This window comes from Thioalkalivibrio sp. HL-Eb18 (assembly GCF_000364985.1).
Taxonomy (GTDB): Bacteria; Pseudomonadota; Gammaproteobacteria; order Ectothiorhodospirales; family Ectothiorhodospiraceae; genus Thioalkalivibrio.
In genome coordinates this window covers 121918-143639 of sequence record NZ_KB822960.1, presented here as the reverse complement: position 1 = coordinate 143639, position 21722 = coordinate 121918, and the positions used below count along the sequence as shown (strand labels likewise).

Annotated in this window: 19 protein-coding genes; 10 read left to right on the top strand and 9 right to left on the bottom strand. The window is 66.5% G+C overall.

Annotated features, from left to right (window positions below):
• Positions 1-49 precede the first annotated feature (49 nt).
• Together F813_RS0100705 and F813_RS0100700 are read right to left on the bottom strand one after the other, a co-directional pair.
• Complete coding sequence (locus F813_RS0100705) at positions 50-355, bottom strand: ferredoxin (protein WP_017925178.1); 306 nt, start codon at positions 353-355, stop codon at positions 50-52.
• A 54-nt stretch (positions 356-409) separates the two neighbouring features.
• A complete protein-coding gene (locus tag F813_RS0100700) occupies positions 410-1144 on the bottom strand; it encodes a YdiY family protein (protein WP_017925177.1) in 735 nt (244 codons plus the stop codon).
• Positions 1145-1250: 106 nt separating this feature from the next.
• Here F813_RS0100700 and F813_RS0100695 point away from each other — a divergent pair, with 106 nt between their 5' ends.
• Complete coding sequence (locus F813_RS0100695; RefSeq protein WP_017925176.1) at positions 1251-2435, top strand: (Fe-S)-binding protein; 1185 nt, start codon at positions 1251-1253, stop codon at positions 2433-2435.
• A gap of 55 nt (positions 2436-2490) precedes the next feature.
• Positions 2491-3129: a 2-polyprenyl-3-methyl-6-methoxy-1,4-benzoquinone monooxygenase gene (gene coq7, locus F813_RS0100690; RefSeq protein ID WP_017925175.1), complete on the top strand. Its 639-nt coding sequence runs from the start codon at positions 2491-2493 to the stop codon at positions 3127-3129.
• Between the two features lie 31 nt (positions 3130-3160).
• Here coq7 and F813_RS0100685 read toward each other — a convergent pair whose 3' ends face one another.
• The 3 genes from F813_RS0100685 to F813_RS0100675 are packed head-to-tail and all read right to left on the bottom strand — an operon-like array spanning position 3161 to position 7878.
• Entirely contained in the window at positions 3161-5332 is a 2172-nt protein-coding gene (locus F813_RS0100685; RefSeq protein WP_017925174.1) for an HAD-IIB family hydrolase, read from the bottom strand.
• Between the two features lie 13 nt (positions 5333-5345).
• Positions 5346-6743: a glycoside hydrolase 100 family protein gene (locus F813_RS0100680; RefSeq protein ID WP_017925173.1), complete on the bottom strand. Its 1398-nt coding sequence runs from the start codon at positions 6741-6743 to the stop codon at positions 5346-5348.
• A 58-nt stretch (positions 6744-6801) separates the two neighbouring features.
• Entirely contained in the window at positions 6802-7878 is a 1077-nt protein-coding gene (locus F813_RS0100675) for an EAL domain-containing protein (protein ID WP_017925172.1), read from the bottom strand.
• A gap of 106 nt (positions 7879-7984) precedes the next feature.
• Here F813_RS0100675 and msrB point away from each other — a divergent pair, with 106 nt between their 5' ends.
• Entirely contained in the window at positions 7985-8380 is a 396-nt protein-coding gene (msrB, locus tag F813_RS0100670; protein ID WP_017925171.1) for a peptide-methionine (R)-S-oxide reductase MsrB, read from the top strand.
• Positions 8381-8434: 54 nt separating this feature from the next.
• Positions 8435-9634 carry an MFS transporter gene (locus tag F813_RS0100665; RefSeq protein ID WP_017925170.1) on the top strand — a complete coding sequence of 400 codons (1200 nt, stop codon included), beginning with the start codon at positions 8435-8437 and terminating at the stop codon, positions 9632-9634.
• Positions 9635-9701: 67 nt separating this feature from the next.
• On the opposite strand, the gene F813_RS0100660 is transcribed toward F813_RS0100665, so the two are convergent.
• From F813_RS0100660 to gshA, 4 genes are all read right to left on the bottom strand, one after another.
• Positions 9702-12860 carry an efflux RND transporter permease subunit gene (locus tag F813_RS0100660; RefSeq protein ID WP_017925169.1) on the bottom strand — a complete coding sequence of 1053 codons (3159 nt, stop codon included), beginning with the start codon at positions 12858-12860 and terminating at the stop codon, positions 9702-9704.
• Positions 12857-14011 carry an efflux RND transporter periplasmic adaptor subunit gene (locus F813_RS0100655; protein WP_017925168.1) on the bottom strand — a complete coding sequence of 385 codons (1155 nt, stop codon included), beginning with the start codon at positions 14009-14011 and terminating at the stop codon, positions 12857-12859. Before F813_RS0100655 ends, F813_RS0100660 begins: the two co-directional genes overlap by 4 nt.
• 76 nt (positions 14012-14087) lie before the next feature.
• Positions 14088-15104: a glutathione S-transferase family protein gene (locus F813_RS0100650; protein WP_017925167.1), complete on the bottom strand. Its 1017-nt coding sequence runs from the start codon at positions 15102-15104 to the stop codon at positions 14088-14090.
• A 142-nt stretch (positions 15105-15246) separates the two neighbouring features.
• Positions 15247-16833: a glutamate--cysteine ligase gene (gene gshA, locus F813_RS0100645; protein ID WP_017925166.1), complete on the bottom strand. Its 1587-nt coding sequence runs from the start codon at positions 16831-16833 to the stop codon at positions 15247-15249.
• A 147-nt stretch (positions 16834-16980) separates the two neighbouring features.
• Here gshA and budA point away from each other — a divergent pair, with 147 nt between their 5' ends.
• The 6 genes from budA (at position 16981) to F813_RS0100615 (ending at position 21677) form a co-directional block, all read left to right on the top strand.
• Positions 16981-17793, top strand: a complete 813-nt coding sequence (gene budA / locus F813_RS0100640) for an acetolactate decarboxylase (protein WP_012983687.1) — start codon at positions 16981-16983, stop codon at positions 17791-17793.
• A 124-nt stretch (positions 17794-17917) separates the two neighbouring features.
• The gene (locus F813_RS0100635) at positions 17918-18805 is read left to right on the top strand and encodes a helix-turn-helix domain-containing protein (RefSeq protein ID WP_012983688.1); all 888 of its coding nucleotides are present in this window, start codon (positions 17918-17920) and stop codon (positions 18803-18805) included.
• A 285-nt stretch (positions 18806-19090) separates the two neighbouring features.
• On the top strand, positions 19091-20194 hold the full coding sequence (locus tag F813_RS0100630; RefSeq protein ID WP_012983689.1) for a class I SAM-dependent methyltransferase: 1104 nt from the start codon (positions 19091-19093) through the stop codon (positions 20192-20194).
• A 20-nt stretch (positions 20195-20214) separates the two neighbouring features.
• Positions 20215-20577, top strand: coding sequence for a group 1 truncated hemoglobin (locus tag F813_RS0100625; RefSeq protein ID WP_012983690.1), 363 nt, complete (start codon positions 20215-20217; stop codon positions 20575-20577).
• A 19-nt stretch (positions 20578-20596) separates the two neighbouring features.
• Positions 20597-21079, top strand: a complete 483-nt coding sequence (locus F813_RS0100620; RefSeq protein ID WP_012983691.1) for a DUF302 domain-containing protein — start codon at positions 20597-20599, stop codon at positions 21077-21079.
• A gap of 178 nt (positions 21080-21257) precedes the next feature.
• Entirely contained in the window at positions 21258-21677 is a 420-nt protein-coding gene (locus tag F813_RS0100615; protein ID WP_012983692.1) for a hypothetical protein, read from the top strand.
• Positions 21678-21722: the final 45 nt, after the last annotated feature.

Genomic DNA, 21722 nt, shown 5'->3' with positions numbered 1-21722 from the left:
TCTCCGGAGCCGCCCGCTCAAAGTCAAGTAGATGCGCGAAGCGAGCGGGTCAGATCTGCAGGCGCTCGACCACCCGTCCGTTCTTCAGGTGCTCCTCGAGGATCTCGTCGATATCGTGCTCGTCGTGATAGGTGTACCAGATACCCTCGGGATACACGACCGCGACCGGGCCCTCGTTGCAACGGTCCAGGCAGCCTGCGGTGTTGACCCGCACCTGTCCCTTGCCGTGGATCCCCATCGCCTTGGCGCGATCCTTCGCGTAGGCGCGCATCTCGGTCGCCCCGTGGTCCTCGCAGCAGTTGCCGTCTTCGCGGCAGTTGGTGCAGAAGAAGATGTGGCGTTCGTAGTAGCCCATCGTGTGCTCCGTCATTCAATCAACGCATCATAGCGCGGGATGCGAAAAATCCGGTTACTGGAAGCGATAGACCAGACTCACGTCGGTAATGGTGTCGGTATTCTCGGTGCCCGGCTCGACATCGGTGTTGTGCTTGACCGTGAAACTGGTGCGCAGCGCCAGCCGGCTGGTCATATCCGCGGTGAGCGAGAGGATGTTTTCAATCTCGGTGTTGTCCGAACCATAAAGGATCAGCAGTTCGTCGGTCAGGCGCGCATTCTCGGAAAAATCCCAGCGAAAGTTGCCCCCAAAGCGGGCCACGGGCTCACGTTCGGTGCTGCCCTCGGTACGCTGCTTGTACTGCCGCATACCGCCACCCACTTCGGCGTCCAGCTTGACCGTCTCGCGATCCACCAGCCGGCGACCGTAACCGCCGGTAAGCGAGCTTTGATACACATAACTGCTGAACCGATCACGCTCGTAGCGTGCAGCGCCGAACAGGTAATCGTGTTCGCCCAGCTTGCGGTCCAGCTGGTAACTGCCGACATAGCGCTGCCCGGTCGTATCGTCGTCTTCCTCGTGGTAATACCCGTCCAGACGAATCCGATTGCGCCATTCTTCCGCCGTGTGTTGCGAGCGGAAGCGGGCGTTGGCCGTAGTCGACTCGGTGTTACCCGTGGTCTTGGAAGCCCCGAGCTCGATACTGGTCTCCCAGCCTTCTGCATCCCAGGCGATGGCGGGCAGGGCTGGTATGCTCACCAGCATGAACAGGGCAAGCGAGGAACGAACAGGGTTGGAAAAACGCGGCATGGAACCTCTCCCGGGACAGAGTAATGGGGACGAAACCCTAGCAAAGCCCCTTGGTGCGTCGGACCAACCGCCCCGGTTTCAGGGTCTTTCCGCGGCGGACCAGTGCGTGCACTGCGGGCTGTGCCTGCCGCACTGTCCCACCTATGCCTGGCACCGCGTCGAAGGGGACTCTCCGCGCGGGCGCCTGACCCTGATGCAGGGGCTGGCCCAAGGCCGACTGGAGCCGCAGGCGCACCGGCTGCGCGAGCACCTGGAGGGCTGTCTCGGCTGTCGCAGCTGCGAGGCCGTCTGCCCGGCACGCGTGCCGTTCGGTGCCTTGATGGATCGCGCGCGCGAGATCCTGGAGGAGAACCCGGAGGAGGACCGCCCCGCCACCGCCCGTTGGCGCCAGTCCCTGCAGGCCTCGGCCCTGCGCCACGAACCCCTGCGCGCCCTTGGTGGCATCGCTGCCCGCGCCGCGCGCAAGACCGGGGTCCAGCGCTGGCTGCGCCCCGGCCAGCCGTTGTGGCGCACCCTGGACCATACTCGTGCCTCGCTGGCCCCGGCGCCGCGGCTGGCGGACACCGTGGCCCCGGAACACGCCGATGCTCTGCTGTTTACCGGCTGCATGGATCGCTTCTTTACCGGGCCGGACCTGGAGGCCGCCCTCGCCGTGCTGAACGCGCTCGGGTTCCGGGTCGCAGTACCGCGCGGACAGGTCTGCTGCGGGGCGCTGGAACAGCATGGCGGGCGGCCACAGACAGCGAGCGCCCTGCAACAGCGCAACGAGGCGGCCCTGACCGGCGAGACACCCGTGATCGCGCTGGACAGCGGTTGCGAGGCCACGCTGCGCGAAATCCCCAACGGCCGCCTGGGGGGACGCAGCATGAGCTTGACCCGGTTCCTGAGCGAACACATCAAGGCCGAGCCCGTGCCTCCGACCTGGCGCACCAGCCCGGTACGCGTCGCGCTGCATCTGCCCTGCACCCTGCGCAACGTGACGCGCGAGACCCGCAACCTGACCGCACTGCTGCAACGGCTGCCAGGCGTCACCCTGACGGACGTGTCCGGCGCCCCGAACTGCTGCGGTGCGGGCGGCACCGCGATGCTCGCGCTGCCGGAGATGTCCGACGGGCTGGGCGCGGCCACCCTGGATGCGCTGACCGCCGATGCCCCGGAGATGATCGTGAGCCCGAATGTCGGTTGCAGCGTCCACCTGCGCGCCCTGGCCGAAGATCGCGGGGGGCCGTCCGTCCTCTCGCCGGCCCGCTTTCTCGCCAGCCGGCTAGATTCCAGCGCCTCCGCGACCTGACGACCACAATCGCTTGCGTTACGCTTGAACCATTCCCTGCAAAACGGGCATTACCATGCGCAAACTCAGCCCCCTGGATCACCTGATCGGCCAGGCCGATGCCTTCGTCAAGGTCGTGGCCGGCCATGCCCGTTCCACCGGCCGCCCGTCGCCCGGGGGCGATGACTGGCCGCACCTGGAAGCGGAAGACCGCCAGCTGTCGACCCGCCTGATGCGGGTCAACCATGCCGGCGAGGTCGCCGCCCAGGGGCTGTACCAGGGGCAGATGCTGACCGCGCGCAATCCACAGATTCGCGAGCACCTGGACCAGGCCTCGCGCGAGGAAGGCGACCACCTGCACTGGTGCGCGCAGCGTGTGCACGAACTGGGCGGCCACACCAGCCTGCTGGGGCCGTTCTGGTATATCGGTTCGTTCGGGCTCGGCGCCGTGGCGGGACTGGCAGGGGATGCCTGGAGTCTGGGCTTTATCGACGAGACCGAGCGCCAGGTCGAACGCCACCTGGACCGCCACCTGGAGCGCCTGCCAAAGAGCGACGAGACCTCCGCGCGCATCCTCGAGCAGATGAAGCAGGACGAGGTCGAACACGGAGCGCATGCGATGGCGATGGGCGGCAAGCCACCCCCCTGGCCGGTACGCAACGTGCTGATGCCGCTCACCTCAACCGTGATGACACGCACCGCCTACTGGATCTGAGACCTGCTCCGGAACGCTGGATCCGCCTGCGCTATTCGTCGGCCGGGATGTCGCAGCGGTTGGGCAGGTCGAAGTGCTCGATGCCCTCGAGGATGCCACGCGCATAGGTCGCGTCGGCAAAGAAGATGCGCTGGAATCCGCGCAGCCCTTCCAGCTCCGGCTGGTGATTCCCGACCACGACCCCGAGCAGCCGCCCGCGCAGCATGTCCTCGTCATTGCCGGAGTCCCCGGCGACCAGCACATGTTCGAGCGGGATGCCCCACTTGTCGGACAGGTAGCGCACCGCGAGCCCCTTGGAGGCACGCACCGGGAGCAGATCCAGATAGCGCTTGTGCGAGTAGATCACACGCGCGTGCAGGTCTTCGCGGTACAGGCGGGTCTCGATACTCTCGGCATCCAGCCCCCCTGGAGGATCAACGAAAAAGCTCACCTTGAACGCCCGCTGGTCCTCCTCGGGCTGCAACTCCAGCCCGGGCACCTTCAGCAGGCACTCGCGCAGGCGATCGGGCTCCCAGCGATGACTGATATGCCGCGCCCAGCCGCGATCCTCGGTGCGCTCCGTCCCGTAATGGATCTCGCTGCCCACCGAGGTGATCCAGACGTCTGGCGCGGGCACGCCGTGCTCTTCCAGCACGGCCGCGGCGGAATCCAACCGCCGGCCCGTGGCCACGCCGAACACCACCTGCTTGCGGTGGCGCTTGAGCCAGGCGACAAAGGCCCGCGTGGCCTTGTCGTCGCCCAGCAAGGTGTTGTCGATGTCCGTAATCACGGCACGATCGGCCTTGGCCAGCCGGCCGGAGGTCGAGCGCTGTTCGCGCCGTGTCTGGCGTACCTCCTTGCTGAGCGCCTTGACGAGCTTTACGTACTTCTCGGCGTGACCATCCCAGGAGTAGTGCTGGCGCACGCCCTTCAGGCCCGCGCGCGAATAGCGCTGCCAGCGCGGGCGGTCCGCGAGGATGCCCTGGATCGCGTCGGCGATCCCTTCCGGGTCCAGCGGGTCCACCAGCAACCCGTTGTGGCAGCGCGAGATGATCTCTTCGGGGCCCCCGTCGTTGGTGGCGACGATCGGGGCCCCGCTGGCGGCAGCCTCGATCAGGGTCAGGCCAAACGGCTCGGTCAGCGCCGGATTGACGAACACCCCCTTGCTGGACGCGACCAGGCGGTAGAGGTCGGGCACGTCCTCGGAGCTGTGGTGCTTCGGATAGGCCACACGGCCGTAGAGGTCATGGCGGTCGATGCGCAGCAAGAGATCGGTCAGTACGTCGCGCGCGCCCTTGTCGAGGTCGCGGATGTCATCCCGATTACCGGCCACGATCACAAGATTGGCGTTCTCGCGCAGCCACTCGTTGCCGGCGTAGGCCTCGACCAGTGCGCGGATGTTCTTGCGCTCGTCGGCCCGGGAGAGCGCCATGATCAACGGGCGCTCGGGCTTTTGCAGGAACCGCCGGATCTCGGGCCAGATCGGTGGCTTGCGCTGGCCGCGTTTGGGCGGATAGAAGCGCTCCAGGTCGGTCCCGGGCGGGATCACCTCCATGCGCTCGGGCTGGTAGTTGTCGTAGGTCGCGTACTGCTCCCCGATCTCCTGGCGGGTGCTGGCGATCACCCGATGGGAATGGGCCAGGGCCTCTTCCTCGGCGTGGATGCGGGTGGTGATGTTGTAGCGCGACTCGATGTCGTCGTCGGACATCCCGCCCTCGCGCAGGCGCTCGCGCTTGACCCGCCCCAGGGAATGCCCGGTCTGGAGCATCGGCGCGCCCAGCAGGTTGGACAGGCGCACCGCCACATGCCCGGCATCGGCGTAGTGCCCGTGAATCACATCCGGGCGCAGCCCGACCTCGCGGATATGCCCAAGGGCGTTGTCGGCGAAGCAGTCGAGATAGGGCCAGAGCTTTTCCTTGCGCAGGTAGCGTTTAGGCCCGCAGTCCAGACGCACAATAAAGGCGCCATCGCCCAGTGGCTCCTCGCGTTCGGCGTAATCGTCCGCGACCCGGCCGTCGACAATGCGCCGTGTGAGCAGGTCGACCCGGCCCACCTGCGGGTGTCGCGCCAGTGCCCGCGCCAGCTCGACCACATAGAGTGTTTGTCCGCCGGTGTCGGCGTCGCGTCCCAGTTCCAGATCCCGGCCCCGGATCAGGCCGTGGACACTGACCAGGACAAGGTACAGGCCCTCGCCGTCACGGGCCTTGCTCTGGGTCTTTTTCATCGACGCACATGCCTCATGGCAATTCCGGTTCGGGGCTGTCGAACAGGCTCATGGTATCGGGGTTGTCGAGCAGGGCCTGCGACACCAGCACGGCGGTCGCCGACCAGGTCTGCTGGTAGTTTGCGCGCCGACCGATCAACCGACCGTGACGACCGTCGTAGTACTCCGGCCAGTCATCGCGATGCAGCCGCTCCGCCGCTACCGCATGCACGCTGCGCGCGAGATCCGGGCGCCCGACCCTCAGGGCGGCGCCCGTAAACGCCCACAGCAACGCCGGCCAGTTGCCGCCATTGTGATAGGACCACGGCGTGTTCTTGGGGTCGGAGCCGGTCAGCAGGCGCCATTCCTCTCCGCTCATCGCCGGGTAGCAGATCTTCACCGGCATGGTCCCGATCAAGTCCTCGAAGCGCTGCTCGAAGGTCTGCATGATCGAGCGCGACTGGCGCTCGTCGGCCAGGCCAAACAGGACCGCCAGCAGATTACCGAAGCTGAAGAAGCGAAAATCCATGCGCCCCGGTCCCAGGTTGCCGACCAGATACCCACTCTCCGACGGCAGCCAGTCCACCAGCCAGTCGGGGATGCTCTCGGGATAGATGTTCAGCGCATTCTCCGACTCGTGGCCGAAGTGCTCGGTGCGGTAGCGGTGGATATCGTTCAGGCGTTCCAGGTCCAGCCAGTAGTAATGGCGGATGTAATCGGACAGCTGGTGGGTACGGATCGCGGACTGTTCGCACAGTTGCTCGGAGTCCGTGTCGCAGGGTTCGAGCATCGCCAGCGAGGCCTTCAGCATGCCGTAGAACAGCGCCTGAATTTCCAGCGGGTGGCCGAACACGCCCATGCGCCGATCGATCATGAAGCTGCCATCCGGCACCAGCAGGGTCGGGAAGACCTCGAAACGGTCCTGCAGACAGATACTGAGGATCAGCCGGATGCCGCGCTGCACATCCTGGCTCTTGATGAAATCATGATCGCCAGTGCGGTTCTGATAGGCGCGCAGCAGCAGCACCCACCACATCATCGAGTCCACCGGGGCTACGCGACCGATCGCGCGGTCACCGAAATCCGCGGCCAGGGCCTCGCGACCGTTTTCGTCGGTGAACACGCGAAAGCTCGCCGGCATCACGCGCGGCAGGCGGCGGTGACCTTCGATCTCTTCCTGGGTATCGCGAATCTGCAGGATCAGCGAAAGGAAGTCGCGCACCACCTCGGGCTCGTCGTTCAGCAGATAGACGAGCCCGGAGGGCACGAAATCGCGGATAAAGCAGTCGGCGTAGTTATCCGCGGGCGCGCGGGCATCCAGGCTGGCGACGGTTCCCACCGCGCGGCCTTGATAACGCACCTCGGCATCACGAAGAAGCTGGAAGGCGGACTCCAGCGTCGGGTTTCGGGCATCAGGCGGAAGCTGGTTCATACCCCTGAGTCTAAGGGAGACACGGGTCGGATGTGCACCGCCCCAGAGAAACCACGGTTCAGGCCTCCGGGTGCACGGGCATGGGCGGCTCGGCGGCCGGACGGGCGAACAGGTATCCCTGGCAGTAGTCGACCCGGTCCCTGAGCCAGCGCCACTCCTCCACCGTTTCGACCCCCTCGGCGACGGTCTGGATCTCGAGTTCGCGCGCCAGTTCGACGATCTTGCCGAGAATCTTCTGCTGATAAATATCGCGGTCGATGCCACTGACCAGCTGGCGGTCGATCTTCACATAGTCCGGGCGCAGTTGCGAAAGCATGTTCAGCGACGCATAACCCGCGCCGAGATCGTCCAGTGCCACCTGGAAACCGGCACGGCGATAGCGATCGACGATGCGCGAGAGGTGATCGACATCGGTCACGTAGTCACTCTCGATCACCTCGAACACGAAACCGCTCGGACCATCCCCGGTCGGACGCGACAGGATCTCACGCACCGTCGTCTCCAGACAGAACGCCGGGTCGTAGATCGCCGTGGGGTTAAAGTTGATGAACAGCCGACTCCCGATCCCGCGCTCGGTGGCGCGGCGAATCGCGTTGATCCGCGCCGAACGGTCGAGATGAAACAGCAGCTCGGCCGCCCGCGCCGTCTTGAACAATTCATTCGGCGGGATCACGTCGCCAGCGGGTGTGCGTGCACGCACCAGTGCCTCGTAGGCGAACACCTCTTCGGGTTCGGCGGCGTGCACGATTGGCTGAAAATGAAAATCCAGCGTGTCGTTTGCGAGGATCGCTGCCAGATCGCGGGCGTTGTGGCGCGCGATCAACGTGGACAGCAGGTGCGTGTCCTGCAGGTGGGCGAGGCTGAAGATCTCGTTGTCCGGGACGAAGGTCGCCCGACAACCGGATTGTTCCGAACCGCTCAAGGCCTGCTCAAGGCGCACCAGGGTGTCACCCAGACCACCGTTACTGTCCACCGGCATCGCAAGAATGCCGGAGACGGGCTCGCTGCAGGGCAGTTGCTCTTCCACCATGCGGCTGCGCAAGGCGGCGCGGGTATGCGCCAGGACCGGCGCGAGATAGAGGGTGCCGGATTCCGCCGGCAGGAGATCGATTCGTTCGCAATCCGGGCAACTCACGACCACCTCCAGCGGTCCACCGTGTCCAGGTCGAGAACACCCGGGCGGTGCTACGATCCCGGTCATTCTCGGTTTCTACGCACCATAGCACCACCCGGAGGCTGCAATGAATAACCCAGATCATCGCGACGACGACCTGCGCGCGCGCCTGACACCCGAGCAATACCGGATCGCCCGCGAAGGCGGAACCGAACGGCCGTTCACTGGGGTCTATCACGACCACAAGGCGGACGGCGTCTATCACTGCGTGGCCTGCGGTGCCGCGCTGTTCGACTCCACCACCAAGTTCGACTCCGGCAGCGGCTGGCCCAGCTACACTGCCCCCGCGAGCGAGGACGCCGTGGACGAACACCGCGACCGTTCACTGGGGATGGAACGCACCGAGGTGCGCTGCGCCCGCTGCGACTCGCACCTGGGGCACGTCTTCCCCGACGGCCCGGCACCTACCGGCCTGCGCTACTGCATCAATTCTGCGGTCCTGGACTTTCATCCGCGCGACTGACCCCACCATTCCGACCGGGCCATGACGGCCCGGACGATCCTTGAAGGGACTCCCATGTCCGGCCAGACCACCCCGCGCGAGCGCGCGAATGTCCTGATCCTCGCCCTCGGGCAGGCCCTGTTCCTGATCGCCGCGGTGACCGTGATGACCCTGAGCGGCGTGGTCGGGGACCGCCTGGCGAGCGATCCCGCGCTGGCCACCCTGCCGGTCGCCGCGATGATGGTCGGCACGCTGGTCACCACCCTGCCGGCCTCGCTGTTCATGAAGCGCTTCGGGCGGCGCACCGGCTTCCTGCTGGGCACCAGCGTGGGCGGGGGCGGCGGTGCGATGCTGGCCGCGGCCGGGGTCTTCGCCGAGACCTTCTGGCTGTTCGTACTCGGCAACCTGCTGCTGGGGGCCTACCAGGCGTTCGCGATGTACTACCGCTTTGCCGCGGCCGATGTGGCCAGCCCCGCGTTTCGCCCGCGCGCGATCTCGCTGGTGATGGCCGGCGGGGTCGTGGCCGCCTTCCTCGGCCCGTGGAACGCGCACCATGCCCAGGCCCTGCTGCCGGGCACGCCGGAGGCCGGCCCCTACCTGGTCCTCGGCGCCCTGGCCCTGCTGGCAATGGCGCTGCTGGCCTGGTTGCGCGTGCCCGCACCACCACCGGAGGAACGCGGCTCCGCCCGACCGATGCGCGAGATCCTGTCGCAGGGCCGCTTCCTCGTGGCCCTGACCGCCGCCGCCCTGGGCTATGCGGTCATGGTGCTACTGATGACGGCGACCCCGCTGGCCATGCGCCAGGCGGGCTTCGACATGGGCCAGATCGCGCTGGTGATGCAGTGGCACGTACTGGGCATGTTCGCGCCCTCGTTCGTGACTGGCCACCTGATCACCCGCCTCGGGATTACGCGCATCCTGGCACTCGGTAACGCGCTGGTGCTGTTCAGCGTGGCGATCGCCGCACACGGGGAGACACTGGGGCATTTCTGGCTGGCGCTGTTCCTGCTGGGGGTAGGCTGGAATTTCCTGTTTATCGGTGGCAGCACGCTGCTGACGACCACGCACACCGCCACCGAGAAGGGCAAGGTCCAGGGCGTGAACGACCTGACCATTTTCACGCTGGTCACCGCCGGCTCGCTGCTGGCTGGCGCACTACTGCGACCACTGGGCTGGGACGGCCTGAACCTGGCCATGCTGCCGGTCGTCGCGCTGCTGACCATCGCCATCGCCTGGCTCTGGTTCGACGACTCCCGCTCCCCGGCTCGCACCTGACACGCCGAACGCTGATCAGCCGTTGCCAGGCCAGCCGCAACAAGGCAGGCGGCCCGGCAACCGGAAATCAGGGTTCGGCGCGTGGGGCGGATGAGGCTCGGGCGCCGCGGCGTTCGCCGTCGACGTCGGTGACTTCGGCGTCGAGGTCGTGCAGGCGGCGGGTGGTCGCCAGCGGCGAGGTGGTGCCGCGCGCGACCAGGCTGTAGGCCGCCGGGATCACGAACAGCGTGAACAGCGTGGCAAACAGCACCCCGGAGAACACCGCCACCCCGATCACGAAGCGCGTCTCCTCGCCCGGCCCGGAGGCCAGGATCAGCGGAATTGACCCGGCCACCGTGGTCAGCGCCGTCATCAGCACCGGCCGCAGACGCATACGGGCCGCCTCGACCACGGCAGTGTCGAAATCTCGCCCGCGGTCACGCAGCTGGTTGGCGAACTCGACGATCAGGATACCGTTCTTGGCCGCCAGCCCGATCAGCATGACCATCCCGATCTGGCTGTAGATGTTCAGCGTCTGGCCGGTCAGGTGTAATCCGAGTAATGCCCCGACCACGGCGAGCGGGACGGTCAGCATGATCACGAACGGGTGCACGAAGCTCTCGAACTGGGCCGCCAGCACCAGGAACACGACCAGCAACGCCAGCGCAAAGACGAACAGGATCGCCTCGGAACCCGCACGCAGGTCCAGCGACTCGCCCTTGTAGTCGATCCCGGCCTCCGCCGGGAGCAGCTCGGCTGCCTTGGCATCGAGGGCATCGAGGGCCTGACCGAGCGTCATCCCGTCCTGCAGGCCGGCGGTGAGGGTGACCGCGCGGGCCCGGTTGTAGCGCTCCAGCGACGAGGGCCCGGCGAACTCCTCGTAGGTGACCAGACTCGACAGCGGCACCATGGAACCCGCCGCCGAACGCACGTAGAGGTTGTCGATATCGCCCGGGGTGCGGCGCTGGTCGGTCAGGCCTTCGATGATGACGTCGTACTCCTCGCCACGATCGACAAAGGTGGTCACATCGCGCCCGCCGAGCACGATGTCCAGGGTGCGCCCAACATCGCGCATGGACACGCCCAGATCTCCGGCGCGATCGCGGTCCAGGCGCACGTTGATCTGTGGCTGCGTGGGCTCGTAATCCAGGTCCACGCGCGTCAGGCCGTCGATACCCTCGGCGGCCTCGCGCATGATCTCGCCCCATTCCTCGAGGGTGTCGTAGTCGGGTCCGGAGATCACGAACTGCACGGGCGGACCGATGCGTCCGCGCGAAAGCCCCTGGCGCATGACGACCCGCGCCTCGACCCCCGGCATCTCCTCGAAAATCCCCCGCACCTCGTCGATCACCTCCTGCCCCGACATGTCGCGGTCGTCCCAGTGTTCGAGGATGGCGATCACAAAGCCGTTGTTCATCAGCTCCGAGCCACCGAAGCCGCGCGGCGTGCGCACCAGGGCCCGACGGATGGGGCCGTCCTCGATCAAGGGTTGAATGCGGGTCTCGATCTCGGCCATCTGGCGGCTCATGTAGTCGAAATTGGCCCCCTCGGGGCCGTCGACCATCACGAAGAAGGCACCGCGATCCTCCTGTGGCGCGAACTCCTCGGGCAGGGTCTCGAACAGATACCAGGCCGCCGCGAGCACAAGGGCGAGGATCGGCACGATCAGCCAGGCCCCCTTCAGTCCGGTCTGTAGCGCGCGTCCGTAACCGCGTTCCAGATAAGAAAAACCGCGGCTGATAAAACGCGCCGCGCCGGTATCGTCGTCGCCCTTGTGCATCAGGCGTCCGGACAGCACCGGTGCGAGGGTGAGCGCGACAAGGCTCGAGAAGAACACCGCGATCGCCATCGCAATCGCGAACTCCGTGAACAGGCGCCCGACTGTCCCTTCGAGGAAGGCCAGGGGCACGAACACCGCGATCAGTACCGAGGTGGTCGCGACGATCGCGAACCCTACCTGCCCGGCCCCGCGGTAGGCCGCCAGCAGGCCGGGTTCGCCCCGCTCGATGCGCCGGTGGATGTTCTCCAGCATCACGATGGAGTCATCCACCACCAGCCCGACCGCAAGCACCAGCGCCAGCAGGGTCAGCAGGTTGACCGAAAACCCGAACAGGTTGATGCCGATAAACGCCGCCGTGATCGCCACGGGGACCGTCACCGCCGGGATGATGGTCGCCCGCCAGCTCCCGAGGAACAGCCAGATCACGAACACGACCGCCGCCGTCGCGACGGCCAGGGTGATATAGACCTCGCGGATCGCCCCCTCGATGAACACCGACTCGTCGTAGGTGGTCACCAGCGAGGTGCCCTCGGGCAGGCTGTCCTGCAGATCGGCGGCCAGGGCCTTCACCCCGTTGGCGACATCCAGCACGTTCGCGTTCGACTGGCGGATAATCCCCAGGCCGATCATGTCCTCGCGGTTGCCGCGAAACTCGCTGCGCTCGGTGTCGGCACCAATGTTCACGTTGGCGACGTCGCTCAGGCGGACCAGCTGTCCGTCCTCGCCGCGCTTGAGCACGAGATTGGAGAAGTCCTCCGGGGTTCGGTACTGGCGATCGACCCGCACCGTGAACTCGCGCTCGACCGACTCCAGGCGCCCGGCCGGAAGCTCGACGTTCTCCTCCTCCAGGGCATCGGCGATATCGGTGACCGTGAGTTCGCGCGCGGCCAGGGCCTCGCGGTCCACCCAGATCCGCATTGCATAGCTGCGTGCACCGCCACGACGTACCAGCGCCACACCATCCACCACCGAGATGCGATCGATCAGGTGACGCTCCGCGTAATCCGCCAGCTCCAGCTGATCCATCGTGGTACTGGACAGGTTCAGCCAGAGGATCGGGTTGGCGTCGGCATCCGCCTTGGTGACCTCCGGCGGGTCAATATCCTCGGGCAGGTCGCGCATCGCGCGGCTGACGGCTTCGCGCACGTCGTTGGCTGCCGCGTCCAGATCGCGGTTCAGGTTGAATTCGATGGTAATGCGGGACTGGCCGTCCTCGCTGGTGGATTCCACATAGCGGATGCCCTCGATCCCCGCGACCCGGTCTTCCAGCCGCTGGGTGACCTCGCGCTCGATGATGTCGCCACTGGCGCCCGGGTAGACGGTGTCAATCGTGACCACGGGCGGGTCCACGTCGGGGTATTCACGTCGCGGCAGGTTGTCGTAGGCGATCAGGCCGAAGGTAATCAGCAGCAGGTTGAAGACAATCGCCAGGACCGGACGGCGATTGGCGACATCCGAGATAATCATTGCGCGTCACCGGCCTCGCCGGTTTCCAGGAACTCGGGCACGCGCGGCGGCAGTACGCGCACGGACTGTCCGTCCCGCACCCGGGACACGCCCTCGGAGACAACCACATCCCCGGTTTCCAGCCCGGAGAGCACCTCGGCAAAACCCGGCATGCGGCGCCCGATGCGGATGCGCACGCGTTCTACCGTACCGTCATCCAGATGGCGGAAGGTGAAGTGCTGATCCGCCACCTGTTGAACCGCCCCCTCGGGGATGGCCACCCGCTCCACCGGATCCAGGGCCAGGCGCATGTTGACCAGCATCCCCGGACGCAGAATGAACTCGGGGTTGTCCACGGTCGCGCGCACCGTCAGCGTGCGGGTGGCCACATCAAGACGGTTGCTTACCGCCGAGACCTGTCCTTCGAATGCCCCGATCGCACTGCGGCCAAAGACCGTGCTGCCGAGCGTGATCGCGGCTGCATGCCGCTCGGGGACCGCAAAGTCGACCCTCACCCGCTCGATATCGTCCAGCTCCACAATCGGGGTGCCGGGGCTCACCAGCGAGCCAGGACTCACCAGACGCAGGCCCAATCGGCCGGAAAACGGGGCTCGGATCGTGCGGTTGGCGACACGCGCCTCGGCAGCCGCCAGCCGGGCCTCGGCCTCGTTCAGGCGCGACCGCTGCTGGTCCACCTGCTGCTGCGTCACCACGCCATCCGCCACGCGATCGCGTACGCGTTCCAGTTCGCGCTGCGCCTCATCGACCTGGACCCGTGCCTCGCGCAGGGCGGCCTCGGCCTCGTCCGCGTCCAGACGCACCAGTATCTGGCCCGCCTCGACCTCGTCACCATCATCGAACAGGACGTCGACCACACGCTCGGTCACGTTCGCCGACACCGTCACGGACTCGTTGGCCCGGACCGTCCCCAGGGATTCCACGATGGTTTCGAACGTCCGCGGCTGCACGGTGGAGGTCCGTACCGGGGTGCGACGGTCGCTCGCCTCGGGGGCCCCGTCAACGGCCTGCGCACGGTCGCTCGCCTCGGGGGCCCCGTCAACGGCCTGCGCATCGCCATTGGCCTGCGGGAACTCACCCTCGAATCCGTACCAGACGGCCACGCCCAGCGCGAGTACAGCTACCAACCCCAGCAACCAGCCAATCGCCTTCACCCAGCCAACCCCTCGATACAAAGCGGGCCCGGGCAAACCCGGGCCACGGTGATCCTCGCCAATAGTGTAACGACCGTCACATTTCCGCGGCGTTCCGGAGTTCGACCGGGAGGTCTCCCAGCGACCGACCGTGCGGCACGCTGTAGTCGATCACCGGGCCCTTCGGCACGATGCCGGTGGGGTTCAGCATCGGGTGGCTGCCGTAGTAGTGCGCCTTGATGTGATCCATGCGCACGGTCTCGGCCACGCCGGGGCGCTGATAGAGCATGCGCAGGTAGGCCGACAGCGCCGGGAAGTCGATGATGCGCTGGCGGTTGCACTTGAAGTGGCTGTAGTAGACCGGGTCGAAGCGCACCAGCGTGGTAAACAGCCGCCAGTCGGCCTCGGTGATCCGGTCGCCCACCAGGAACGGCTGGCGTGCCAGGCGCTCCTCCAGCCAGTCGAGGGTCTCGAACAGGCGGTCCCAGGCCGCGTCGTAGGCCTTCTGGCTGGTCGCGAATCCGGAGCGGTAAACCCCGTTGTTCACATTCTCGTAGACGCGCTCGTTGACCGAATGGATCTCCTCGCGCAGGTCCTCCGGGTAGAAATCCAGCGTATTGCCGATGATGCCGTCGAAGGCGCTGTTGAACATGCGCACCAGGTCTTCCGACTCGTTGTTCACGATCCGGTCGGTCCGGGTGTCGAACAGCACCGGCACGGTGACGATGCCCGTGTACTTCGGATCGGTGCGGGTGTAGAGCTCGTGCATGTAGCGTGAGCCGTGCACGCGGTCACCGGTGCAGCCGTCGCAGTCATCAAAGGACCAGCCGGCATCGCCCATGTAGTGATGCACCACCGACAGCCCGATATGCGGCTCCAGGCCCTTGAGCTTGCGCAGGATCAGCGCGCGATGCGCCCAGGGGCAGGCGTAGGAGACATACAGGTGATAGCGCCCGGACTCCGCGGGGTAGCCGCCCTCGCCCAGCGGGCCCGCGGAGCCATCGGCGGTGACATAGTTGCGATACTGCTGGTCCTGGCGCACAAACTCGCCGTTTTCGTCGGACTCTTCTTCCAGCCAGCCCTCGCGCAGTTCGCCGTTGATCAGGAGACTCATGGGGTTCCCTCTGTAGCGGTCCAGCCGCCACCGTTACGGATGATGGGTTCGATTATCCTGTCGATAAAATCGAAAATAAATCGCGTTATTTCCGCCCGAGAGTTCGAAAATACCGAATCGACGGGGGGAGGGATCGCGAGGCTCAGGAGGCCCGCAGCGTGCCGTCGAAGTAGCGGGCAAGAAAGGTATCGAAGTCCAGGGTATCGGCCGCCTCGATCGCCGCCTGCTCCGCCAGGCTCTGGCGCGCCAGGGCCTCCAGCGTCTCGGCGCGCGGCAGCGGGCCGTTGAAGCGAAATGCCTCGCGGTGCTGCGCGGACAGGCGGCTGGCGTAGCGGTAGAAGCCCTCCTCGCGCGCCATCATGTCCTCCAGCATGCGCGCCGAGGGAGTCAGATCGGCCTGCTCGACCTTGCCCCACTGCTCGCTCAATGCACGGCGGTATGGGTCGCCCGGCAGTTCCTGATCGAGGATCGTGGCGACCGGGCGCATCAGGGACAGCAGCTCGCGCGCCCAGTCCTGCAGCGCGACCTCGCCATCGGGGCGGCGCAGCGCAAGCCCCGGGCGCCGGCCGTAGTGCGCCACGTCCAGCAGGTTGGCATCGATTGCATCCAGCTCGCCCGGCTCCAGCAAGGGGCTCGGCTGCAACAGGCAGGCCAGGGCGAACACCTCGAGAAAACGCAGCTGGGTCTCGTCCACCCCCAGCGGGTGCTGGGCGTTGATGTCGACCGAGCGCAGCTCGACGTACTCGATCCCGCGCGCCTCCAGCGCATCGGTGGGCTTCTCGAAGCGCTCCAGCGGCTGCTTCGGGCGCACGGTGGAGTAGTACTCGTTCTCGATCTGCAGGATGTTGGCATTCAGCTGGCGGTACTCGCCGTCGACCTTCACGCCGATGCGCTCCCACTCGGGGCTGGGCGTGTTGATCGCGCAGCGCAGCGAGTCGACGTAACCGCCAAGGGAGTTGTAGTCCGCCTTGATGCCGGTGTCCGCCTCCTTGCGGTTGGTGTAGCCGATGTCACCCATTCGCAGGCTGGTGGCGTGCGGGAGGTAGGAGGTGTCATCGTCGAAGTCCTCCAGCACCGCGCCGTGACCCTCGAGGAAGGAATTGCACACGGCCGGCGAGGCCCCGAACAGATACGGCACCAGCCAGCCGAAGCGCAGCAGGTTGCGGATCATGCCCATCATGCGCTCGTCGCGGAACGCACGGTCGTCCTGCTCGCCCAGCACCTGCGCAAGTGCCGGCCAGAACTCGGGGCGCGGGGAGTAGTTGAAGTGCACCCCGGCAATCACCTGCATCTTGCGCCCGTAACGGTGCCCCAGCCCGATGCGGTAAACGGTCTTCATGCGTCCGGCGTTGGACGTGCCGTACTGCGCGACCGGGATCGCGTTGTCGTCGGCCGTCACGCAGGGCATGGAGGTCGACCACAGGGTCTCGTCGCCGACATTGGCCGCGGCGAAGGCCTGCAGGTCGTGCAGAAAACCCAGCGTCTCGCGCACATCGTCGAATGGCGGGGTGACCAGCTCCAGCAGGGCCTCGGAGTAGTCCGTCGTGATATTCGGATGGGTCAGCGCCGAGCCCAGTGCGACCGGGTGCGGGGTCAGGGCCGGTGACCCCTGCGGGCCGACGCGCAGCGTTTCTTTCTCCAGACCAATGCGCCCGTGCAGGCCTGTGCCCGCCAGGCGCTCCGCCAGCTGCGCGACCAGTCCCTGCAGATTGCGTTCGTCGGTTCCCACTGGGGTGCGTTTCCTGCCTGTCTGCAAACCCGGCGAACATACCGGAATGCGCCCCCGGGGTCACATGCAACCGGCACGGGGTTGCGGGAAGCCCGACGCCCGCGCAACCTTGCCGACAACCATTTGTGCTGACCGGAAGCCACCGAGATGTCCCGTAACGATTTACCCAATCACCTGATGGAACGCCTGAGCGCCCGTGCCCGCCGCGAAGGCCAGGACCCGCAGGCCCTGCTCGAGCGCTGGCTGGATACGCCGGCGAGCGCCGCCAGCCTGTATGTCTCGGCCCCGGTAAACGCCCTGGTCGAGGGGCTTTATCGCGAGGACACGACGATCGCCGACATCCTCGATCGTGGCGATTTCGGGCTGGGTACCTTCAACGACCTCGACGGCGAGATGGTGGTCCTGGATGGCGAGGTCTTCCAGCTGCGCTCGGACGGCCGGGCCTACGCGGTCACCCCGGAGACGCGCACGCCCTTCGCCTGCGTCACGCGCTTTCGCCCGTGGAGCGAGGAAACCATCGACACCCCGATGGACTACGATGGGCTGCTCGCCCTGTTCGACCGCCTGATCCCGTCGCACAACATGGTCTACGCGATCCGGCTGGACGGCGTGTTCGATTACGTACGCACCCGCTCGGTCCCGCGCCAGGACGCCTACCGGCCGCTGGTGGAGGTTGCCCGCGAGCAGCCGGAATACGAATTCGAGGGCATTGAGGGTTCGATGGCCGGCTTCTGGACCCCCGAGTTCATGCAGTCGGTCGCGGTGCCCGGCTACCATCTGCATTTCGTGGACGCCGACCGCCGCTGTGGCGGCCACCTGCTGGAGGCCCGCCCGCGATCCATCCGCATCGCCCTGCAGCACCTCCCGCGCGTGGATCTGGGCCTGCCCATGACACTGGACTATCTGACCGCGGACCTGTCGCGAGACACATCCGAGGACCTCAACGAGGCCGAACACTGACCCAGCCGCCATCGCATTGCCCTGAAACTACCACCCAAGGCCCGCCTTAACCTGGATAGCCGGCTCGCCGTGGCCTATAAGCTAAAGCTGCGGGGTGCAGGCGATGTCACAACAAACGGCCAGTATGCTCGACTTCTTTGCGCGGGGGCGTGATGCGCCGTTCCTGCGAGAGGTGCGGGCGCGCCAGGACCCTCCGGTCCCGATGATCGAGAACGCCCACCCGCCGGGGCGCATGAGCACGCCGCCGGTGCACGAGTTGATGATTAGCGACACCCGCGGGGCGCCCTTTCGCTTTCGGTGCGACATCGGCGCCGGGGCTTTTTCCGGCTGGGCAGACCTGAAGGAGTTCGTGGTGATCCCACCGAACGTTCCTACTTACTGCCAGATGCACGACCCCGCCAGGATGCGTTTTGTCGGTATACCAGCGGGACTCGCCCGCGCCTGTCTGGAACGCGACTCCGATGACCCGCTGGACTTTGGCCCCCTTCATACCCGCACACAGGCCGACCCTCTGGTGAGTCAGGCCCTGGCCGCCCTTTGGCAGGAGATGGGCCGGCAGGATCCGGCCGCACGTCTGTTCGTGGAGAGCATGATCGCGGTGCTGGTCGTGCGCCTTGCCCGCCTCGCGGATCAGCACCAGGAGCTGGAGGCGCGCCGCGCCGGCCTCGCGCCGCACCAGTCGGCACGTGTCATCGAGTACATGCGCGACCATCTGGATCACCGCGTCACACTGGGCGATCTGGCCACCCTGACGGGGCTGTCGCCCTGGCACTTCGCGCGCGCCTTTCGCGAGACGCACGGCTTGCCGCCGCATCGGTACCTTACGCGCCTGCGTCTGGAACGGGCCCGCGACCTGCTGGCCGACAGCCAGCTGAGCGTGACCGAGATCGCCAGCGCCACTGGGTATTCCCCGCAGCAGCTGGCCCGCCACTTCCGCCGTGCCTTCGGCGTGGCCCCGGGCGTCTACCGGCGCCTCCAGGCGGGCAGCGCCGCCCAGGGAAACACTGACTAATCTACACGCTCGAGTCGCTTTTGCGTGCGTTTAATGCGCGGTGACCGCCGTTCAGTCATTCTGCACAAGGGGACCGCAACGCCGTTCCCGCGCCCGTTTCTGATAACAACGGGCGGCCGAGCCCCAGCTTTCAATGGTTTGCGGGGTTGGCCCGCCAGCGTTACCCGCCCGGCGGGACATTTGCCGCAAGAAAGCGCCACCCGGCGCAAGTTTGTGGCCGCGCGGGGCGGCCCCACCCCCTAGGCTCAAGACAAAGCCATCCGGCGCCATCCCCGAGCCCGGTCCATGTCTTCCGACCCACAAGCCAGTGCAGCCCCCACAAGAGCAACGCCACGGACCGCCGAGGCCTTCGGCGAGCACCTGATCGACATCCTCAACCACGGTGCATTGTGCCTGATGGTCTCGATCGGGCATCGCACCGGGCTGTTCGACCGGATGCGCGAACGCCCCGCCGCTACTGCAGAGGAACTTGCCACGGCCGCGGGCCTCAACCCGCGCTACGTACGCGAATGGCTGGGTGCGATGGCCACCGGCGGCTTAGTTACCGTGGAGCCGGAGGGTCCGCGCTTCGTCCTGCCTGCGGCGCATGCCGCCTGCCTGACCCGGGCCGCCGCGGCCGACAACCTGGCCGTGTTCGCCCAGTACATCGGCCTGCTGGGCGCCGTGGAAGACCGGATTGTCACAGCGTTCCACACTGGCGCTGGCGTGCCCTACGAACACTACACGCGGTTCCACGAGGTCATGGCCGAGGACAGTGGCCAGTCGGTCCTCTCCTCGCTGGAGAGCGACATCCTGCCCCTGGTACCGGGCCTGACCGACCACCTCGAGCGCGGGATCCGGGTGCTCGATGTCGGCTGCGGCCGCGGCCGCATCATCCACCGCCTGGCGACGCTTTATCCGCGCAGCCACTTCACCGGCGTAGATCTCTCGACTCAGGCCATCGAGCACGCCCGCGTCGAGGCAAAGGCGGACGGACTGACCAATCTTGAGTTCGTCGAGGCGGATGCGGCCGCACTGGATCGTCACGTCGAAAGCCGGTCATACGAACTGATCACCACCTTCGACGCCATTCATGACCAGGCCGCCCCCCTCGCAGTGCTGCGGGGCATCCACCGCGCGCTCGCACCCGAGGGGATCTACCTGATGCAGGACATTCGCGGCTCCGGCGCAATCCACGGTGATCTCGATCACCCGTTGGGCCCCTTTCTCTACACCGTGTCCTGCATGCACTGCATGCCGGTATCACTCGCTCAGGGCGGCCCGGGGCTGGGCGCGATGTGGGGTGAACCCCGGGCCCGTGAGTACCTGGCGCGCGCCGGCTTTCACGACATCCAGGTCCATCGACTCCCCCACGACCCGCAGAACAACTGGTACGTGGCCACCCGATAACCCCGCGAGGAGGGATCACCATGACCGACACAAGTCTCTACGAACGCCTGGGCGGCGAGGCACGCATCCACGAACTCGCCAGCACCATCTTCGACAAGCACACGCAGAACACCACCATCCGCAACCGCTACGTCGACGCGGATCGCAATGACGTGATCCGTCTGGTGACCGAATTCATCTGCAACGGCACCGGTGGGCCGCAGGCCTACAGCGGGCGCGACATGCTGACCACCCATCGCGGCATGAACATCAGCGAGGAGGAATTCGTCGCGGTGGTCGACGACATCGTCGAGGCCCTGGATGAACACGGGGTCGGCCAGCGCGAGAAGGAGGAACTGCTGATGATCTCCTGGTCGCTAAAGCCCGAGATCGTGCGGGTCTGAAATCCCGGAGGAACGAACCATGAAGACCTACTCACCCTTCACAGCCCTTGCACTGTCTGTCGCGGCCGCCGTGACCCTGGCCCTGACCGCTCCGGCGGTCGCCGCCGAACCCGACGACCACTTCATCATTCACGACACCGAGCAATCGCGCGAGGAACTGGCGCGAACCATCCGCGAGTTTGCCGAAAACGAGGAGGACTGGATCTTTCTGGCCGAATTCGGCCTGGCCGGTGGCGACATCACGGCCCTGAAGGTCTGCTATCTACCCTTGGGGCCCGACATCCTGGATGCCGGGATGCATGTCGGCGCGATGATGCCCTGCGGCCATATCGGGCTGTACGAGGAAGACGGTGCGACCAAGCTGTCCATGCTGCACCCGAAATTCATGACCACGCTGCAGCCGCATCCGAGCCTGGAGCGGGCAGTGGAACGCGCCGAGCCGGCCTTCGAGACGTTGCTGAACCATGCCCTGGGGCCTGGGGCCGCGCCCGCAAGGCAATGAGCCGTAGCCGGACGCCAACGATCCGCGGCGGTGCGGCCCACGCCTGGCCACAGGCACGGGTCTCCGGACAGAGACGGTCCGGAGACCCGCCAGCCGCAATAGTCCTGAAGGAGACGCTGGTTTAATTGCGCAAACCGCCTGTCACAGAACCGTCACCTTCGCGTTGTACGCTGGCGCGATGAAGCACTCACGTTCACGCCACTGGGCCGGGGCCGGCGCCGATCTCTGGCTTCTGCTGCAAACGGTCGACGGAGTGGAAAAGGCACAGCGACTGGCCCGGGTCGCCGGCTGGGTGCTGGCGCTGGCCGGTGCGGTCGTCGTCGCACTCGGTCTGCTGATGCAGCACACCCCGACGATGCTGGAGGGGACCCTGGTCGCACTGCTCGCCGTCATCGGCGGCTGGCTGCGCAGCCGCATCGCCGCCATGATCCTGATGTTGCTGATGGCGCTTGGACTGGCCACCGGCCTGGCAGCCGGAGCGGCGACAGGAGGCCTGCTGCTGCAGGTCGCCCTGTTCGGCATTGCCCTGCGCATGGTCGAAGCGACCTTTCGCTTTCGCCAGCGGCATCCGTTCGAGCAGCGCCATAACGGTCAATAGATCCCAGAGCAAACGGGGCTTCGCCGCGGAGACTTGAACCGGTCC